The following is an 18,036-nucleotide window of genomic DNA, read 5'->3' on the forward strand; positions in this document are numbered from 1 at the left end:
CTACCTGCCGACCGGTCCCGGCCGGCACGGAGGCCCTGCTGATCTCGTGCTGACCGGTCTGCCGGTCCGCGCTGCGCCTCACGACTCGTCACCGCTGCGGCCGGTCGACGGCTCGGGTGGCGTGCCGCCTGCCTGGTCCGGTGAGTGGCCGAGGTTGCGGCGCAGTCGCAGGGCTTCGACCGAGGTCCCTTCCGGCGAGCGCAGGACCTCCGGGCTGACCCGGCGCATCACGTCCGGGTCGATGCCCTCGACCATGGGGGCGGTCGCCGACGGGGGAGCGGGCCGGGCTCGCGGGTCGGCGAGGACCTCGCCGGTCGTCGTGTCCACGACTATCCCGTCATCGGTGACGATCGTGGGCCGGGAGGGCGGGGCGACGTCCGGGCCCAGGGCCGAGCGGATGTCGCTCGGGCCGTGGTCGGAAGCGCCCCAGCCCGGCTGATCCGGGGCGACGGTTGCGGTGACCGTGGCGTTCGCGCCCTCGACCCGACCGTTGCCGTTGTCGTTGATCACGATCCCGTCGTTACCAGGGAGGTTGTGGCTCGGCCCGCTGCGGGGGCGGGCGCTGGAGGTCATCGCGGCCGGGGCCGGGTGGACGCGGTCCATGGACAGTCCGCCGCTGGAGGCGTTGTCGGTCCCGTCCCACGGGCCGGCCGTGGCGGAGTAGGCCGGGCGGTCGGCGAAGGCCTCGGAAGTGTCCGTGGGGTCCATGCCGTACAGGAGGTGTGAGGCAGCGAGCAGCGGCGCAGCGGCCAGGTCCGTCCCGTACACGTCGCCGTAGGTCGCCGCCCGGTGGTAGACGTGGTTGTAGCCGGATTGCGCAGCGTTGTAGCCGGTTCTGACGGCGCGGCCGGTCGCGGTGATGTCCTGGCCCCAGTCCTTGAGGCCTTCCTTCTGGTCTCCCCACCAGGCCTTGCGGACGTCGGAGTAGTGCTCCCACTGTCGGTCGATCCTGTCCCACATCGTGTCGTTGGCGCGGTTGAGCCGGGTCCAGGTGGCCGGCGCGCCGAGCGTCGCGTTGAACCCCAGCTTCCCGATCTGGCCTGCGCGGATCGCCAGGCGTCCGGCCCGGGTGTTCAGCAGCGCGTTGTGCAGGGCGTGACCTGCGGGGGTGAGGCCGTGGGACGGCATCAGCTGCTGGCGCCCGAACGGCGGCCTCCCGCTGCCCGCGGGACCGCGCCCGCCCGGACCGCCGGGCGCACCCGCTCCACCCTGCGGACGGATCCCGCCCAGCGGGCCGTGGGACCCCACGGGCTTGAGGCGCCGGGCCAGCTTGTGCGGTGGCAGGGGGTTGCCGACGACCAGCTGGTGCGCTGCGTGGAACGGCAATGCCAGCGCTGACATCCCGCGGCGGATCTCGCCGTACGCGCCCATGGCCATCGCACCGGCGTTCATGCGCCCGAGCCCTGGGTCGGCGAGCGCGGACAGGCCCTCGGCGATCCGTGCCTTGCGCATCAGCGCGCCGTGCACGCCCGACCCGCCGCCGAAGAGCCCGCCTCCGGCGAGCATTCCTGTGCCGGCACGCCCGCCGCCCATGCCTGTTCCACCGGCCGGGTTGGACAGGGTGCCCATGGCTTGCGCCATGGCCAGCGCCATGCCGGAGTTCTCGCCGAGCCACAAGCTGCCGCCGATCTTGGCGTAACGCATGCGGTTGGCGAACCGTTCGCCGAGCTGGCCGGCGGACGCGAAGATTCTGCGGTGGAAGACGAGGAGGACGACCGCGAACCCGTCCAAGATCAGCAACCGCTGGATCATGAGCGTGTCCTCGGAGTTCGTCATGATCTCGTTCGCGCCCAGGGCGAAGAGGGGCAACATGATGCTGATCGCGAACTCCGTGACCACGGAGGTCATGAACACCCCGAGCCATTTCCACACGGCCGAGCGGTTGCCGCCGGGCAGCATTGCCCAGATCATCGACGGCGCGGTGAGCGAGGCGGCGGTGACGTCCGCGAACTGCGTCCCGAGGTGGACCAGTGCCATGCCGAGCACGACGATCGCGATGATCAGCACTGCCAGGAACACCAACAGGGTGCCGCCGACGCGGTCCCAGTTGCTGTTGACCGAGAAGTCGTAGACGTCCTTGCCCTCCTGGCCGTGCTTGTCCTTCAGCTCCTTCTTCAGCGAGTCCCAGCCGGCGCTGCCGTGGTCGCAGGCGATGTCCGCACCGGGCAGCGGGATGACGTCGTCGCAGTTGCCCTTGGTGGCCAGCTGCCCGTGGATGTACTTGTCGTGCACCCCGGCCAGCCAGCTGCCCTTCGCGGGGATCTGGCCGTACTGCAACAGCTCGAACGGCTGCACCACCAGCGTCCGCGTCATGATCATCCGCATCGGACACGACGGGTCCTTGCGGTCCTTCTCACTCATGCAGCCCGGATCGGGGCCATTGACGCCCGCGGCGATCTGGCTCACCTCGTGCGCCGCCGCCTGCGACTGCATCAGCGGCCCGTGCTCGCCGAGCACACTCTTCGGGGTGAGGGCCGGCATCAGCACCAGCGACGACAGCAGCAGAGTGATCAGCATCTCGCCCGCGCCGCGGCCAACCTTGCCGCGCATCATCAGGACGCAGCCGAAGGCTGTACCGGCTGCCAGGAACAGCCCGTACAGCGACAAGTCATTGGCGGTGGTCTGGAAGAACGCGAAGTTCAGGTTGTCCGCGGTGGCCACCAGCGTCTTGACCACAGGGAAGTTGAACACCCACTGGACGACCCAGCACATCAGGCCGACCGCGATCCGCACCAGAGCGAACCCCGCGCCCAGCAGCAGGTTGCAGACATGGCTCCTGATGTCGGTGGTGCCGCCGCTCTCCGACTTCAGGTCGTAGGAGTCCAGCGGCACGCCCTCCGACGACAACACGTTGAGCGGGGCGAGCACGCCTCCCCGCTCCCCGCCGTCGGCGGCCTCGGCAGCCGACGCCCCGGCGAGCAGGAAAAGCCACACCATGCCGACGGTGATGAGCACGGTGCGCCGGCCAGGCCAGTACGCGGCGGCGAAGCGGCTGACCGCCCGCCAGATCCGCACCGCCCGGCGCCAGGCGGCACCGGCCCGCTGCGCTCTGCGTGCCAGCGGCGCCGGGAGAGTCTGCAGGTTCATCGCGAGAGCGCCTTCCCGAGCGAGCCGCTGGTGGAGGCGGACTTGGTGACGGGGGTGGTGAAGATCCCCCGGAGCTTGGGCAGGTTCGGCACGATGACCTGGATGCGGCCCACGCGGCCGCGGGTGTCGTGCAGGAGCATCTCCCCGGCCCGGTTCGGGTGACCGTGCGGCGACAGCCCGCCGGTGACCAGCTGGATGAGGCCTTCGTCGTCGCCCGGCAGCCCGAGGAACTCCAGGCCGCGGCGGGCCATCGACTCATCGGTGGTGCGGGCGAGGATCCGCTGCACGATCAGGCCGCAGATCGTCTCGTCCCCGAGATCCGACGCGTCGTGACCGCCGGCCAGGAACCCGGCATTGTGCTTCCTGCCGTCGTGCGCAAGCTCCTTGATCAACGCCGATCCCTCGGCGCTGCTGGTCAGCCAGTACACCTCGTCGAAGATCACCGCCGCGAAACGCGAGCGGTCCGTGAACGCGATGTGCCTGGAGATCGCCGCGATCAGGTAGAGGACAGCCCGCCCGATCAGCGCCTCCAGCGGCTGGGTGCGCAGCACCTCCGGCCGGCCCAGCGATTCCTTCGGTGGCAGGGTCAAGCCGTTGGTGGCGAAGACGATCAGGTCGGCGGACAGGTCGGACAGGGACAGCGCGGGCAGTGACGGGTCGAAGACCATCCGGGCCAGCTTCTGGTCGGACACGGTGGCGAGCAGGTCCAGGACGTCGGCGGCCGCGTCGCCGCGGTTGCCGTCCTCCTCCGCGATCGACCGCAGCTCCTCCAGCATCAGGTTCATGTGCGGGCGCCGGGACGCGGCCGCCGCCTTGACTGCGCGGTTGAGCACCGCGCCGGCCGGAGACATGAGATCGAGCTGCGTCTGGAGCAGCAGGTAGCTGAGCGCCGCCGCCTCACCCGCCGCCGAAGGCAGCACCCGCAACGGGTCGATGGAGACCTGCGCGTCGGCAGCGTCGATCACCTGATGCCGGCCGGGCGCGGCGCTCTGAGCGAACTGCGCGTACTCGCGCTGGCTGGTGCGGTCGATGACGATCGCCCGGTGACCCCGGTCGATCAACGTGCTGATGAGCAGCTTCAGCAGGACGCTCTTGCCCGAACCGAGATCACCGAGGACCGCAAGAGAGGCCGCGACATTGCTCAGCGGCGCCGACGCCAGGTCCAGGAACACCGGCCGCGTCGTGCCCACGTCCAGGCTCTGACCGATCATCGGGCCCGACTCGTCGCCGACCTCGGGCACCGTGAACGCCCCCGACATCGCCCAGTCCTCCGACAGCTGGAACTGGGTGCTCTCCCGCGAACGCAGCGCGGCCAGCGCCCCCGGCAGACCGAACTGGAACAGCCTCACCTGCCCGCCGCGCGGCCGGATCACCCCATAGTCCGCACCGGTAAGACGCGCCTTCAGGTCCCGGGCCCGCTCGTCCGCCGCCTGCGCGGCCGGCCCCCACACGGTCAGCACCGTGCGCGACTGCACCTCCAGCTCCACACTGGTGCGCCCCAGCCGGGCCTCCTGCTCGCCCAACACCTCGGCCGCCCCGTGCAGCGAGTCCGGCATACCCGTCGGGTGCGCCGCCCACTGGTCGGCCTGGTCCGCGATCTCCCGCTTCTTCCGCGCGATCGCCCGCTTCGCCTTCTCCGCCCCCACCAGCGTCAGGTCGATCACCGCGTCCACCGGGTACGGCAGCAGCTCCAGCTGGGCGAGCAGGTCCGCGGAGCCCTCGTGCACCGCCTCGGGGATCTCCTCCAGCGCCAGGTGCGCCTGGTAGCCCACCCCATGCTCGGCCTCGACCTGCAACCAGACCCTCGACAGCGCGCTGCCGGTGAACCGCGAGGCAAGCCGGGCCAACCCTCCGCCCGCACCGCCCTCGTGCCCGGGCTGCCCGCCGTCGTCCTGCTGCCCGCCCTCCAGGAGCCGGACCTGGCCCAGGGACGCGTAGCCGGGGCTGCGCAGCTGGGCGCCGACGATCCGCCCGCCGTAGCGGTGGCTGTCCTCGACGTCGGCGAGCAGCGGCTCAGCCATGCCGCGGTGCACGGCGTGCTGGTGGATCCAGACGATCTCCGCCGGGCGGGCCGGGCGCATCTCCAGGCCGCCGCCAAGCCCCGACTCGACCTGCCGGGCCACTCCCCTATATAGCTGCACCTCGCTCACGGGCACCGGCGCCGCCGGCAGGCCGGCCTGCTCGCCGAACATCGCCCACATCGAGCCCTTCGCCTGGGCGAGCTGGGCGGCGCGTCCGGGCGCCTGGAGCGGGACCGCCAGCCAGATGGTGCGCCGGTGCATCTCGGCGCCATCCAGCAGGTTCCACGCCGCGCTCGCGCTCTCGGCCGTGCCCGGGTGCGCCCCCAGGTCCACACCGGCGGTAATGCGCTCGGCGACCTCCCGCGGCGCGACCTGGGCGCACAGACTGTAGACCCGCGCCGTCCCGGACAGGGAACGGACCAGGCTGGTGACCCGGCGCAGCACGTCCTGGCGCTCCAGGTCGCTGGAGTAGCGCGAGCCGATCGGGGTGACCCGCCAGAACGCCCATACGGTGCCGGTGGTCGACCAGAGCAGATTGCCGGTGATGTGACGGAACGACGCCTTCATGTTGCGTCTCCCTTCTGGGTCTGGGCGGCGGCGGCCGCGGCCAGCATCTGCTGGAGGGGAGTGAGGGCCGGGCCCGGAGGCGGGCCTGCGGCGGGTGCAGCTTCGGGGGCCGGGGCGCCAAGGCGGGGTTCGAAGAGGCTGAGCGGCCGCCGCTCCGGCTCCCGCTCGGGCACCTTCCGTACGGGCGGCTCCGGGAGGACCTGGTCGTCGGGCGCGTCCTCGAAGGTGAAGGCGCCGGCCATCAGAAGCGGGCGCATCGGGCGCACCGCCCGGCCGCCGATCCGGCCGTGGCGCGGGGAAACGAGCAGCCCGAGGGCGTCCGCGGCAACGAGGAACGGGGACCGGCCAGCGATCCGTGAGTGCCGCGCGGCCCAGATCGCCACCGCCCAGACCACGATCGGCAGGGGGCCGGTGACCGGCCACCACCAGCTGACCGTCTCGATCAGGAGGAAGCTCCCGACGGCGGCAACCACCAGCTGCGGCGGCGTGTAGGGCCCGAGCGGGATCCTCCAGTCGCCGATCTTGCCCAGCACCCACGGGTGCCTTCTGGCCTTGGTGTAGGAGCGGCCGATCCTGGGACGCGCGGCGCTGGTCACCGCTGGTCCGGCTGCGGGGAGAAGGTGATCGGCAGCTCATCCTGCAGCGGGCCCGCACCCTGGAGCGGCGCGGTGGTGGCGGGCTTGTTCTCGCTGTACTCGTTCCGGAAGAGGTCGGAAAGGGAGTAGCGGCCGGCGAACAGGCTCCAGCAGATCACCAGGCCGATGGCGCCGCCGATCGCACTCTTGATCGACATCTTTCGGATCGCGTGGGTGATCACGATGACGGTCAGCGCGATCATGAGGCCGCTGGCGACCCAGTCGAGCAGGGTCGTCGCCCAGGCGTTGCCGAAATTCTGGATGGGGCCCGCGAGCTGCGTAGTCATCAGTGCGCCCCGTTCGGGTCGGCCGGCGACAGCGCGCCGGAAGAAGGAGAGGAAGAGGGGAAGGGAGAGGGCGTGGATCCGGCGGGTGCGAGGACCGCGATCTCCCAGCGACCGGCCCGGGCGGTCAGCCGCAGCGGGTACTCCAGCGGCCACTCCCCGGCGCCGTCCGTCGCCAGGACATCGGCCTGCACCTCCAGCACCGCCCCGTCCGCGGGCGAGGAGGGAACCGCGCCGGCCGCCGAAAGCTGCTTCAGCGAGACCTTCGAGTAGTGCGCCGCGTCCGGGGCCGGGATGCGCGCCGTCGGCGCGAGGTACCTGGAGCTGTCGCCGACTCCGCTCAGATAGGCGGCCAGGAAGCCGGCCACGGTGTCGCGCAGCGGGCCGTCGGAGACCTGCGCGCCGTACGTTTTCGTCGCGGGGTCTTTCTCGGCCAGCGCGGCCGGTGCCGACACCAGGGCCGGAGCGCCGGTGATCACCAACGAGTCCGGCGCCCCGCCAGAGCCGGCCGAGCGGACCATCGACACCTGGACCGCGAAGTACCGCACGACCCGCGCAGGGTCGTCCGCCCCTTGCGGGAAGACCCCCGCACGCGGTGCGGGCGTCTGCGGAGACTGCGGGGCGGCTTGCGCGGACGAGTCGCCTTGCGGGGCGGCAGGCGGCACCACGAGTGTGGCCGCAACGGTGACCTGCCAGGTGCGGCCGCCCATCGGCGTGCTCCGCACCGCAACGGTCTTCTCCACCTTGGCGGCCTTTGCGGCCGTCCCCTTCGGCAGGTCGACTCCGGGCGCCATGGCGCGCAGAGCCGGAGAGTCGGTGACCCCGCCGGAGCGCAGCCACAGGTCGACGAAGCTCTCCGCGTAGCCGGTCGGCGGAGCGATCACGAGCGGCGCGGCGGCCGGGGCGGCCGGTGCGCTGCTCGCCATCTGCGGGACGGCGACGGCCACCGCGAGGGCCAGCGGGCCGGTGGCCAGGGCTGCCCAGACGCCTCCGTACATGAGCATCGTGCGGACGCGGGAGCGGCGCAGCTCGATGCCGGAGGCGATCGGGGAAGGGGTGTCCGGCGCACGGTCGCGCCGGGAAGACGTGGGTTTCACCAGGGTCTCCTAGGTCGTCAGCGGTTGCTGTCGAGGGAGGAAACCCCGCACTCCTTGATGGACTCCTTGATGATCGAGACCCGCTCGGTAACAACCGCACAACGGGCACCATCAAACTTCTGACCTGCACTCTTGGTGCGGCATCAAGGTGCGGTCCACCTTCCTTGATGGCCCATCAAGGTGTGCTGCGCCCGCCGGGGAAGGGCATCAAGGTGTGCGGCTGGTCCGGGCAGGCAGCAGGGTGATTCCTTGATGGCCCGCGGTGCCCGGCGCCGCCGGATATCTTGATGGCCGGGCTCCGGCCGCCGGATTCCTTGATGCCGGAGCCCCGCCGCCGGTGGGATCCCTTGATGGCCGGTCTCAGGGGGCGGGGGATTCCTTGATGGCCGTCGACGCCACGAAGATCTGCCTCGGGCCGGTCCCCGGACAGCGGTCGGACGGTTGGCCCGGGCGAGGCGGCCGGCTCCGGCCCGGAGGCGGCCGCGCGCCTCGACCTCGCCTTCGAACCGGGGCGCCGAGACGTCCACCGCGGGTGCGGGCGGAAGCGGTGCGGGTGCTGCGGTGCAGTACCGGGCCCACCCTTGATGCCCCGCACCGCGAGCACTCCGGCCCCGTGCGCAGCGGTCCGGCCGCTCCCGTCACGCACCGCAAACTCCCACACCGCAACAGCGCCTTACGGACCGCACTCCGCAAGCGCCCTTTGCGGTCCCGCACCGCAAGCAGGCCCGCACCGCAAAGGAGTCAGGGCCTTTGCGGTGCGGGCCATACAGATGCGCCCCAACACCGTGACGGAACGTAGATGCGGAGTCGTTATCCGACGGACCTTGATCGTCAAGGGGTCCGTCCAGGAGCGCGGGGTTACCTCGGTCGCCGATCACCACTGCCCGAGGAGCCACGATGGACCTGTCGCCGACCCTGCTGCCCTCCCTCAGCTCAGGCTGCCCCGCGGCGCTCGCGGTGGCGGCCACCGCCTACCTCCCGGCCGGCGCCTGCTACCTCGCGCTGACCGGAACCGACGCGGCCTGGCTCCCCCGACTGCGCCTGCCCGCGCCCGCCGTCCGCCTCGTGGCAGGCGCCGCCTGGCTCGCGCTCGCACTCCTGTGGCCGCTGCTCCTCACCATCCGGGCCGCCGCCACCCTGCGCCGACGGCGCCGCACGACGGACCTCCCGCTGCGTTTCCAGCCACGCGCCGTCGCCCCCGCCACCCGCGTCCAGGACGTGTTCATTGCCGCGGTGACCCCGTCCAAGCCGACGCACCCGCCCGTGCCCCCGCGCTGGTACCGCGAGTCATACGCCGCCGTCCACACCGCGCTCGCCGAAGGCCGCACCGCCATCGCCCGCACGTGGGCCGGCCACCTCACCGACGAGGCCACCACAGAATTCGGCCCCGCCCACCCCTACACCCAGGAGGCGTGGCTGCTCGTCGCCCGCACCGTCCGCACCGCGCTCACCGAGATCGACCCCAGCCCCGAGACGGTCGACGCCCAGCGCATCGACGACCCCTACTACTTCCTCTTCCCCCAGGCCCACCAGGTGCCGGCCTGGAACCCGGACCACGACAGCGTGTACGCCCCCGCGGCGGTGACCCGGTGACCGACTTCCTCACCAGCCTCTCCCTCGACGCGGGCGGCACCCTCGACCCCGGCGGCCTGGACAAGTCCGGGGTGACATCGGGGCGCAGCGGCGCCGAGGGTCGCAGGACGTCCACGTTGCGGCCCGTCCCGTAGGGCCCGCGCGGCCGTGGAACCGGTCCGTGGCCCAGCGCCTCGGCTGTTCCCCGGCCCTGGTGCAGCAGGTCAGGTACGGCATCGGCCTGCCGGTGTTCCGGCGCGGCCGGCGTCCGGCGGCCGACACCTGGGATGGCCAGTTCAGCCTCCAGGCCGGGCGAGGACGGCCACGTCGAGTGGACCGGGCCCAGGCAGGCGAACCACACGCCGGTGCTCCGCCTGAACGGCAGGGTCCGCACCGCGGCGCGGCACGAGGCCCGGATCGCGGAGGTCGCGCTGAACCTGGCGCTGACCATCAACGAGCTGGTGCCGGGCAGCCGCAAGGGGTCCGAGGCGATCACCCACCTGGAGATGGCGACCGGCTGGGCGCTGTCCGGCGTCGACCGCCGGTTCGTCCCGCGCGGCACGCACGAGCCGCAGCCGGGCGAGGCCGGCGACGGCGCCACCCTCAGGAGCCCGTGATGGCGGCGACCGTGCGCGGCCTGGCCGTCGAGGAGATCGCCGAGATCGTCGAGTGCCTTCTCCTCGGGGCCGCCAGCGCCGAGCAGCACGCCCCGCTGCCCGCCGACCGCCGCGGCGCCCTGGCCGACGCGCTCGGCGACGCCCTCGATGACCTTCCCGCCCGGGCACTGCGGTGACGGGCGGCACCGACTACCGCCGCGGCCCCGGCCGGTCCGCCCCGGCGGCACCCCTACCTGACCAGCGAGAGGACCAGACCCATTGCTGAGCACCACAAGCAGGCCCGCCCCGGCGGCAACGCCCACCGGCGCCCCAGGATCACCAGCAAGAACCGCCTGGAGGTCCGCGAGGCGATGGCGAAGGCGTACCGGGGCGGCGCCTCGATCAGGGCCTGCGCCGAGGCCCACGACCGGTCGTACGGGCAGACCCGAGTGCTGCTCCTGGAGGCCGGAGTCCAGCTCAGGAGCCGCAGGGGGACCCGGGGCCCCCGCCCCCGCCCGGCCGCCGAGTAGCGGCCTCCCGAACCGGCCGGCGCCCCCTACTCCTGGGCGCCAGCCAACCCCATCTCGCCCCGGCCGCGCGTTGCATCCGGGGCCAAGCCCGCACGGAGCCACCCCATGACCGATGCCCCCCGCTACTTCCACGGCGGCGTCCCCGGCCTGAACGTCGGCGACTGGATCGTCCCGCACCCCCCGCGGGTGCACCCCGGCTGCGCGGAGTGCGAGGCCCGCGCCAAGGGCCGCCAGATCCGCATGCCGGACGGCCGACTCAGCGAGCCCCCGACCCGCCACCCGGACCGGGCGTACCTGAGCACCGACAAGGACTACGCCCGCTGGTACGCCTCCAGGGGCTGGCTAGGCGACCTGTATCGGGTCCGGCCCGAGGGCGACGTCGCCGAGAGCGAGGAGGACCCCTTCCCGACGTTCACCGCCGCCGCGGCCGTCATCGTCCAGGTCGTCGACCGGTCGGTGCGCCTCACGGACAAGGACCGGCGTCGCCGGGACCGGCGCTGGAAGTGCATGGAGGACGCCGACCGCCGGGCGGGCCTGGGCATCCCCCGCCAGGCCGGCCGCTGGTGAGTGCCGGGGCAGACCGAAACGGCCGCCCTCGCCGAGGACGGCCTGCGGCATGCAGCCGGTCAGCCAGCTTGGCCTGCCGACTTCTCCCCGAGGGCCTGTACGGCGCGGTCGTAGAAGTCGGGGGTCACGAGCATGACCTGGCGCACGCCACGTTCGGTGAAGGCGCCGATCTTCCCGCCGTAGCGAACCTCGCGCATGAGGGCGGTCAGGGCCGCTCGGGCATCGGTCATCCCGACCTCTGCAACGCCGTCCTCGGCCACTCGGATCTTGCTCTCTGTGGGCATGGCAAGAGTGTAGAACATGGCCAAAATCTAAAGAAGTCGAATATTGGCAAGACTTTAAAGATTGTGGCATTGTGGGGCCGAGATCAAGTGCTGATCAGGGAGCCACTGATGTACGACTCCGAACGGCCCGCCTACGCGCATGCGCGCCGCTCTGGCAGGCCGTGCCAGCACGCGACCCACCGACTCACCTACGCCCAGTACGACGTGCTGCGAGTGCGGGCCGGGGATGCGTGCGAGCTGTGCGGTACGCCCGACCAGGAGACCCCGCGCGGCGAGCTCGTGATCGACCACTTCGAAGGCGGCGGTGCGTTCTTCGTCCGAGGCCTGCTGTGTGACCGCTGCAACTCGGTGATGGCCCGTCACGACTCCACGATGCCGTGGGATCCGGCCTCCCTGCCGTTCAAGGACAAGGCCCGCGCTTACCACCTGAATGCCGTCGGCGAGCCCGGGCCTGAGGCGCTTCGGCGGGCCGAGGCGGAGATCGCTAGGCGGTTCGACAACGCGTACTGGCGCTACCGCGAACGGGCCGCCGACGTGCGTGCCGCGGCCCAGTAACTGACCCCGCAGACCAAACCTGACTGAAAGGGCCCCATGAGCCACGAAGCAGTCACCTGGGCGCAGGAACACGCGCCCATGCTGCTGACGGAGAAGGGGAAGCCAGCGACGACCGCCCGGCACGTCCTCGGTGTCCTCGCCGAGTTCGCCCGCAGGGACGGCACGAACGCGCACCCGTCGCTGGCGAGGCTCCAGTACCGGACGGGCTTCAACCGGCGGACGATCCAGCGGTCCCTGGACCTGCTGGAGGACGGGACGCTCATCGAGCAGACCGGCACCACGGACGGCGGCGTGCCGATCTGGAAGCTGGCGATGCACCTTCGGCGTCCGGCCTCGGACTGGGAGGAGATCCTGGCCGATCTGGACCGGGAGCGCGCGGCCATGGCGGGCCGCCAGAAGCGTTCGCGTGCCCGGCGTGTCACGGACGCAGAGTGCGTGACGGACGCCGATGTCACGGACTCTGCGTCCGGATGTCACGCACTTGAACAGCGTGACGTCACGGACGCAGAGTGCGTGAATCACGTACGCAAAACCGCCGTAACCGTTATTGAACCGTCAGTTGACCCGTCAAAGAACAAAGAAGATGTGGTTGACGTCCGTAGGACTACTGACGGAGGTAGCGCGCGAGCGGCGGACGACAGCGGCTCCGCCGCGACGGAACCGACCTCTCCTCTCGCTGCTGATTCCGGGGACACGACCGGCCGCAAGCCGAGCCCGTTCCCGGCCGAGGTCCGTCGGCTGATCCGCAACACCGAGGCGCTGCTCCCCGCGGCCCTGCTGGCCGTCCTGTGGGAGAAGTTCCCGTACCGGCACCTGCCGAACGAGAACCGGAAGGTGACCGCCCTGGCGCTGGAGTCCCGGACCCCGGCGCAGCTCGGGGAGCGGGCCGCGTGGCGGTGGGTGCACCACGGCTACGAGCGGGACTTCCACGACGGCCTGCTGCGCTCGCCGCTCGGCGTCGTCGAGGAACTGCTGCGCCCGACCCCGAACTGCCCCGACCGGGCCTGCGAGGACGGCGTGCTGATCGACACCGGGGAGGCGTGCCGCTCCTGCCAGCAGCGGATCGCCGACCGGGTGCGCGACCGCCGGGCGGGCCGGAAGGTCCGCACCGGCCGGGAGACGCGGCTGTACCGGGACCGGGAGCAGTGCGAGGTCTGCGACCGGCCGTTCACCGCCGGCTCCGACGTCCCAGCGGACAAGGTCTGCGGCGGCTGCCGGGCCGAGCTGGACCGGGCGGCGGCCCACGCCGCCCCCGCCCCAGCGGGGGAGCCCGCCGAGGACGCCCACGGCCCCGCCGTCCCGGTGGCCCCGGCCGACCGGTTCGAGACGGCCGAGACGGTGGTCTGGCAGCCCGCCCCCGGGGCGTCCCTGTGGACTGACGGGGGCCCGGCGGACGCCGACGTCCCCGCGCTGGTCGCGGTCTGCTCGGACCGGCTGCCCGTCGTCGTGCCGGACCCCGGCCCGCAGCTGTGGCCCGAGGACGCCGTGACCCCGCAGGCGCCGTCCCCGGAACCCGAGAACGTCGCCGCGGTGATCCTCTTCGGGCGCACCGCACCGGCCCAGGAACCCGCCGCGGCGCCGCTGCCCGCGCCGAGGGCCGAGCCGACGCAGGCACCGCTGATGCTGCCGCTCGACGGCGGCGGCGAGGGCGGCGCCGCCCCGAACGACTGGCACCCGCGAGCCACCCCGGCCAGACCCGCCGAGGACCAGTCCGGCAAGACCCGACAGACCGTCAGCAGCAGTTGACCCCAGGGAGCAGCTGATGAGCCAGAAGTCCTTCCTCCCGGCCGGCCGCGTCGTCGGCCTCGCGGACCTGCGCACCAAGATGGCCACCGCGAACGACCTCGCTTACCACGCGGCGCTCACGTCCGACCCGGCCGAGTTCCAGGCCGTCATGGAAGCGCTCCACGAGGCGTACTGGATCGCCGCCGCCCTCGCGAGCCGGTGCACCCGCACCGGATGCGCCGAGCACCCGCACGGCCCGGTCGACCCGGAGGCGCCCGACGGCTGGGGCCAGTGCCTGCTCTGCAACTCCCGGCGCTGCTCCGGCCGCACCCGGCGCGCACTCCGGATGGTCGGCAACGGCGAGCACCTGACCGGCGCGACGTCCCAGATGAACCGCCCGCAGGTGTCCCTGGACGCGGGTCGGCGCCCGGCCCGGCGACGTCCCGGTGGCGTGAGCCCGAAGAGGCGCACACTACGCAGCCCGACAGCCCGACAGCCCGACAGCCCGACAGCCCGATCCTGGCCCGCCGCAGGGCCGCCGCCGACTCCGAGCCGACCCACGCCGCCGCTCTCGCCCAGGCCCGGCGCGAGAAGGCCGAGCGGAAGGCCGGGCAACCGGCCCGGACCCGCGGGCACTGAACGAGAGACCACGCCATGATCCCGGACCACCTGCCGCCACTGGCCGCCAGCCTGCGAACCCTCGGCGCGTACGCCGAGCGGCACGAGCTGCACGACGGCACCCTCGGCGAGATCGCCGACGAGCTGCGCCGCGGCCTCGACCTGGCATCCGCAGCACAGGGCCGGGCGCGGGCGAACGCGTGCCTGCGGCACCCCGGCGGGCCGGTCGACCCGACGGCGGACAACGGCTGCCTGCTGTGCGGGGACACCGGCCGCCGCCCGGCGACCCCGTCGCCGCAGGACGTCACCCCGCTGCAGGTCCTCTGCTTCGCCCGGGAGCACGGCGACGAGGCCGCCGCCCGCACCTACGGGGCCCGCGCCCTCGCCCGCGAGCTGGCCATGGGCACCCGCAACCCGGCCGCCGTCCTCGACTGCGTCCCCGGCGGCCCCGAGGAAGCCCCATGACAGCCGGTCAGGGCGCCAGGGCCGCGCGCGGCCCGCCCGGCCCGCCGCGAGCAGACCGCCACCAGACCGCAGAGGAGGAACCAGATGAGCACCGCCGACGTGCCGGACACCGAGATCCGCCTCGGACCGGTACTGCACGACGCAGGCACCGACCTGACCTACTGGCTGATAGCCCCGGACCCGGAGCAGCCCTGGCTTGGCCACCACCCGCAGGCCAACCTCCTGCCCGCCGGTGAACCCCTCAAGGTCCCCAACCCCGCGCCCGAACCCGACTTCATCGACGCGCCGACCACCCCCGAAGCCCCTGTCGTCCGCTGGGCCTACTGGCCGCCCGTCACCGGCACCCTCACCTCGGGGCGATGGCTGGGCACACCCTCTTCGACCCCGACACACCGATGAGCACGAGCCACCCCAGCGAGGACTAAGAGGGCGTTTGAAGTGAGTGGATTGCCCTTTATGCCCTAGTAGGTTCCCCGCCAGGTTGGTGTGGTCTCGTCCGTTATGCGCTTGGTGAGGTTGTCGATCGAGGCGATGTGGATCATGGCTTCGGAGCTGGCCGGGAGGGTCTCGTAGTCGCGGGCGAGGCGCCGTCTCAGCATGATCCACCCCAGGCTTCGTTCGACGACCCACCGCCTTTTCACCACGTGAAATCCGGGGATGTCGGACTTTCGGTGGACGACCTCGACGTCGATTCCCAGGCTGGCTCCGTGCTCGACCATGGCGTTCTTGAAGCCGGTGTCGACCCAGCTTTTGGAGATGCTCGGATAGGTCTTCTTGGCTTGGTTGAGGAGGTGTATTCCCACGGCGTTCTCGGACAGGCTCGCGGCGGTGACGATTACGGTGAGGATCAGCCCGAGGGTGTCGGTGAGGATGCCGCGCTTCCGGCCGACGATTTTCTTCGCTGCGTCGGTTCCCTGGCTGGTCAGGGGCACGTTGGTGGAGGTCTTCACGCTCTGGGTGTCGATGACGGATGCTGTCGGCTCGGGGTTGCGTCCCTCCTTGACGCGGGCCAGGCCGGTCAGGTCGTAGTTGAGTTGGGCGAAGATTCCCTCGTCGCGCCAGGCGGCGTAGTAGGCGTAGACGGTGCCGTGGTTGGGGAAGTCGTGCGGGAGGTACTTCCAGGGGATTCCGGTGCGGTTGATGTAGAGGATCGCGTTGAACACGTCGCGCAGTTCGACCTTCGCCGGCTGGCCGGTCGGCCGACGGTCGAGCCGAGCCTTTCTCCAGGCCGTCAGAATCGGCTCGATCAGGGCCTATCGGGCGTCGGAGAGGTCGCTCGGGTACGGCTTGCGCTCGGTCATGACACAGCGTCAGCACAGATGGGGCGGAGGGCCCCGTTCCACTGATAGGTCGGCGTTTCTATAACTTTTTCAAACCAGACGGACTTCGAGGCACAGATCCGGGCGAGACGGACAGCCGCTCTTCCCGTTTGGAGGTGGAGGTTGTTCATCTATCGGGCATAGCGGATTAATGCAGCACGACGATAAGCCACTTACGGGATTAAGAATGCCAAAACGCCCACTAAGAAGTCATCTCATTTGGGTGGTTGAGTAGACTCCGGGCGTGCTGATCGTTGAGCGTCTGGTGCCGGACGAGTTGTGGGAGCTGTTCCAGTTGGTGGTGCCGGATGCTCCGGTGCGTCCGCAGGGCGGTGGCCGACGGCGACACGGGGACCGCGAGGTGTTGGCGGCGATCGTGTTCGTCGCGACCTCGGGGTGCACCTGGGCCCAGTTGCCGCCCTGCTTCGGCCCGTCCGGGCCGACGGCTCACCGACGCTTCACCGAGTGGAGCAAGGCCCGGGTGTGGGCCAAGCTCCACCGGGTCGTCCTGGACGAACTCGGCTCGCGGGGCGAGCTGGACTGGTCGCGGTGCGCGGTCGACTCGGTGAACATGAGGGCCCTGAAAGGGGGAACTGACAGGTCCGAATCCTGTCGATCGGGGCAAGTACGGGTCGAAGATCCACCTGCTCACCGAATGTGCCGGTTTACCCCTGTCGCTCGCGATCTCCGGGGCCAATGTTCACGACAGCCAGGCCCTCATCCCGCTCACCGACGCCATCCCGCCCATCCGCTCACGCCGCGGCCCCAGAAGGCGAAGGCCCGGCAAGCTGCACGGCGACAAAGCCTACGACCGTCGCTTCATCCGCTCCTGCCTCCGACGGCGCCAGATCCCGGTCCGCATCGCCCGCCGAGACATCGACTCTTCTCAACGCCTCGACCGGCACCGCTGGGTGATCGAGCGCACCGTCGCCTGGCTCGCCGGCTTCCGCCGACTCCACCGTCGCTACGAACGCAAGGCCGACCACTTCGCCGCCTTCGCCAGCATCGCAACAGCCCTCATCTGCCTCCGCAGAATCTCCAAATGAGATTACTTCCTCGGCGATGACCGGCCCATGTCCGCCAGCTCACCCCGGTCGGGCTGCCCCGCTAACCAGACCCACAACCGCTTGCATGCGCCACTCCGGGTGCACTCCCATTGGGGGCTCTACGAACGTGGCTCTTGTTTTGCCTCGGGCCGGGCCGGGAGCGCGTCGGGCAGGGCTTGGAGTGCGCAGGCCAGCAGGACGACGTCCTCCGAAACATCTTTGGCGTCGGGTCGGCGCCGCTGCAGGTGAGCAAGCTGGTCGTCAGCAGACACACGCCAGAAGAGCGTGCGTGTCGCGTGCGGCTCCTGCGACTCCAAGTAATGGCGAGCGTCCTTCACTGCGCAGTCGAAATCGGCCAACTGTTGAAGGCCGCCGCCATCCTTCGCCGTCAGGATGACCGTATTCTCGACAAGCTTTGTAAAGTTGGTCTTCTTCCGGGCCGCCTCGGCGTCCAGCTTCTCCAGCACCTTCGCCGGCCACCTGATGCCCCGGCGGACCTGAGTGGGTCTCTGCCATGGGGTGGTCTGATGCATGCGAGGCCCCTTCCTTCCGGCAGGGCAGAAGACACTCAACGATACCGCGAAGGGCCCTCGTAGTCCACGGGCCTGTCGCAGTTCGGACTGAGGATGCGGTCGGACAGCAAGCCCAGGCTGTGGAGGCTGCCGAATCCCGGGCCCTGGACTTCCGCGAACATCGGAAGGTGTAACCGCGGGTAAAGACCCATGATCTCAAGGCCAGGCCCGATATGTCTAGCGAGCCTGCGGCCCGCATCACCTTGAAGAGGTCCGCCCACAATGGATTCAATGACCAATCCCGCTTCTTCGGACAGCTTTGGGACCCACCAGTCCCTAGTAAATCCATTGGCGACCACCACGTAGTCAAACTCTGCCGGGTCCCGCGCAGCCCCGTCGGGGTCTGCTGCCGGTGGGGCATTCTTCAATCTGCAGAGATCACAGAGTTTCCCAGTGCAGGTAACGCAGAGAATCTTCGGGATCTCCGGCGCGGCAAAATCAACCCTGACCTTGTAGGTCCCCCCGGTGATTTCATCCACCTTCCCTCTGATGGCGC

At 71.1% G+C, this 18,036-nt stretch carries 20 protein-coding genes and 1 pseudogene; 12 read left to right on the forward strand and 9 right to left on the reverse strand.

The annotated features are described in order from the left end of the window. Nucleotides 1-78: 78 nt before the first annotated feature. From ACIRST_RS39010 to ACIRST_RS39030, 5 genes are read right to left on the reverse strand one after another with little or no spacing between them, the layout of a single operon-like run. A complete protein-coding gene (locus tag ACIRST_RS39010; RefSeq protein ID WP_402808902.1) occupies nucleotides 79-3,087 on the reverse strand; it encodes a hypothetical protein in 3,009 nt (1,002 codons plus the stop codon). Beyond that, nucleotides 3,084-5,675 (reverse strand): ATP-binding protein, encoded by a 2,592-nt coding sequence (locus tag ACIRST_RS39015; protein WP_402808905.1) that lies wholly within the window; start codon nucleotides 5,673-5,675, stop codon nucleotides 3,084-3,086. The genes ACIRST_RS39010 and ACIRST_RS39015 overlap by 4 nt, the downstream gene beginning before the upstream one ends. After that, nucleotides 5,672-6,271, reverse strand: coding sequence for a hypothetical protein (locus ACIRST_RS39020; protein WP_402808907.1), 600 nt, complete (start codon nucleotides 6,269-6,271; stop codon nucleotides 5,672-5,674). Before ACIRST_RS39020 ends, ACIRST_RS39015 begins: the two co-directional genes overlap by 4 nt. Continuing rightward, nucleotides 6,268-6,597, reverse strand: coding sequence for a hypothetical protein (locus ACIRST_RS39025; RefSeq protein WP_402808910.1), 330 nt, complete (start codon nucleotides 6,595-6,597; stop codon nucleotides 6,268-6,270). Before ACIRST_RS39025 ends, ACIRST_RS39020 begins: the two co-directional genes overlap by 4 nt. Further along, nucleotides 6,597-7,691, reverse strand: coding sequence for a hypothetical protein (locus tag ACIRST_RS39030; protein ID WP_402808911.1), 1,095 nt, complete (start codon nucleotides 7,689-7,691; stop codon nucleotides 6,597-6,599). The genes ACIRST_RS39025 and ACIRST_RS39030 overlap by 1 nt, the downstream gene beginning before the upstream one ends. Nucleotides 7,692-8,588: 897 nt before the next feature. Between ACIRST_RS39030 and ACIRST_RS39035 the strand changes: the two genes are divergently transcribed. The 6 genes from ACIRST_RS39035 to ACIRST_RS39060 all read left to right on the forward strand — a co-directional run bounded on the left by ACIRST_RS39035 (nucleotide 8,589) and on the right by ACIRST_RS39060 (nucleotide 10,956). After that, nucleotides 8,589-9,284, forward strand: a complete 696-nt coding sequence (locus ACIRST_RS39035) for a hypothetical protein (protein WP_402808914.1) — start codon at nucleotides 8,589-8,591, stop codon at nucleotides 9,282-9,284. After that, nucleotides 9,281-9,418 carry a hypothetical protein gene (locus tag ACIRST_RS39040; RefSeq protein ID WP_402808917.1) on the forward strand — a complete coding sequence of 46 codons (138 nt, stop codon included), beginning with the start codon at nucleotides 9,281-9,283 and terminating at the stop codon, nucleotides 9,416-9,418. The genes ACIRST_RS39035 and ACIRST_RS39040 overlap by 4 nt, the downstream gene beginning before the upstream one ends. A gap of 132 nt (nucleotides 9,419-9,550) precedes the next feature. Then, the gene (locus ACIRST_RS39045) at nucleotides 9,551-9,880 is read left to right on the forward strand and encodes a hypothetical protein (RefSeq protein WP_402808919.1); all 330 of its coding nucleotides are present in this window, start codon (nucleotides 9,551-9,553) and stop codon (nucleotides 9,878-9,880) included. Further along, nucleotides 9,880-10,056 (forward strand): hypothetical protein, encoded by a 177-nt coding sequence (locus ACIRST_RS39050; RefSeq protein WP_402808921.1) that lies wholly within the window; start codon nucleotides 9,880-9,882, stop codon nucleotides 10,054-10,056. Before ACIRST_RS39045 ends, ACIRST_RS39050 begins: the two co-directional genes overlap by 1 nt. Before the next feature lie 138 nt (nucleotides 10,057-10,194). After that, nucleotides 10,195-10,389: a helix-turn-helix domain-containing protein gene (locus ACIRST_RS39055; RefSeq protein WP_402808949.1), complete on the forward strand. Its 195-nt coding sequence runs from the start codon at nucleotides 10,195-10,197 to the stop codon at nucleotides 10,387-10,389. Between the two features lie 105 nt (nucleotides 10,390-10,494). Further along, nucleotides 10,495-10,956: a hypothetical protein gene (locus tag ACIRST_RS39060; RefSeq protein ID WP_402808922.1), complete on the forward strand. Its 462-nt coding sequence runs from the start codon at nucleotides 10,495-10,497 to the stop codon at nucleotides 10,954-10,956. 59 nt (nucleotides 10,957-11,015) lie between these two features. On the opposite strand, the gene ACIRST_RS39065 is transcribed toward ACIRST_RS39060, so the two are convergent. After that, on the reverse strand, nucleotides 11,016-11,258 hold the full coding sequence (locus ACIRST_RS39065) for a hypothetical protein (protein ID WP_402808925.1): 243 nt from the start codon (nucleotides 11,256-11,258) through the stop codon (nucleotides 11,016-11,018). 90 nt (nucleotides 11,259-11,348) lie between these two features. Here ACIRST_RS39065 and ACIRST_RS39070 point away from each other — a divergent pair, with 90 nt between their 5' ends. The 5 genes from ACIRST_RS39070 (at nucleotide 11,349) to ACIRST_RS39090 (ending at nucleotide 15,002) form a co-directional block, all read left to right on the forward strand. After that, nucleotides 11,349-11,795: an endonuclease domain-containing protein gene (locus tag ACIRST_RS39070; RefSeq protein ID WP_402808928.1), complete on the forward strand. Its 447-nt coding sequence runs from the start codon at nucleotides 11,349-11,351 to the stop codon at nucleotides 11,793-11,795. A gap of 36 nt (nucleotides 11,796-11,831) precedes the next feature. After that, nucleotides 11,832-13,541: a helix-turn-helix domain-containing protein gene (locus ACIRST_RS39075; protein WP_402808931.1), complete on the forward strand. Its 1,710-nt coding sequence runs from the start codon at nucleotides 11,832-11,834 to the stop codon at nucleotides 13,539-13,541. A gap of 16 nt (nucleotides 13,542-13,557) precedes the next feature. After that, nucleotides 13,558-14,178 (forward strand): hypothetical protein, encoded by a 621-nt coding sequence (locus ACIRST_RS39080; protein WP_402808934.1) that lies wholly within the window; start codon nucleotides 13,558-13,560, stop codon nucleotides 14,176-14,178. Further along, entirely contained in the window at nucleotides 14,175-14,603 is a 429-nt protein-coding gene (locus tag ACIRST_RS39085) for a hypothetical protein (protein WP_402808937.1), read from the forward strand. Before ACIRST_RS39080 ends, ACIRST_RS39085 begins: the two co-directional genes overlap by 4 nt. An 84-nt stretch (nucleotides 14,604-14,687) precedes the next feature. Continuing rightward, complete coding sequence (locus ACIRST_RS39090) at nucleotides 14,688-15,002, forward strand: hypothetical protein (RefSeq protein WP_402808940.1); 315 nt, start codon at nucleotides 14,688-14,690, stop codon at nucleotides 15,000-15,002. Between the two features lie 62 nt (nucleotides 15,003-15,064). Here the strand turns inward: ACIRST_RS39090 and ACIRST_RS39095 are convergent, their stop codons facing one another. After that, complete coding sequence (locus ACIRST_RS39095) at nucleotides 15,065-15,853, reverse strand: IS5 family transposase (protein ID WP_402808952.1); 789 nt, start codon at nucleotides 15,851-15,853, stop codon at nucleotides 15,065-15,067. Between the two features lie 319 nt (nucleotides 15,854-16,172). Between ACIRST_RS39095 and ACIRST_RS39100 the strand changes: the two genes are divergently transcribed. Then, nucleotides 16,173-16,968, forward strand: a protein-coding gene (locus ACIRST_RS39100; protein ID WP_402808954.1) for an IS5 family transposase whose coding sequence is annotated in 2 segments (ribosomal slippage) — nucleotides 16,173-16,516 and nucleotides 16,515-16,968 — 798 coding nt in all. Because the reading frame shifts where the segments join, the coding sequence is not laid out codon by codon here. Between the two features lie 119 nt (nucleotides 16,969-17,087). On the opposite strand, the gene ACIRST_RS39105 is transcribed toward ACIRST_RS39100, so the two are convergent. Next, on the reverse strand, nucleotides 17,088-17,435 hold the full coding sequence (locus ACIRST_RS39105) for a hypothetical protein (RefSeq protein ID WP_402808943.1): 348 nt from the start codon (nucleotides 17,433-17,435) through the stop codon (nucleotides 17,088-17,090). A 101-nt stretch (nucleotides 17,436-17,536) separates the two neighbouring features. Continuing rightward, a pseudogene (locus tag ACIRST_RS39110) lies at nucleotides 17,537-18,036 on the reverse strand (hypothetical protein); the annotation flags it as partial.

Source organism: Kitasatospora sp. NPDC101447 (assembly GCF_044767225.1).
Lineage (GTDB): Bacteria > Actinomycetota > Actinomycetes > Streptomycetales > Streptomycetaceae > Kitasatospora.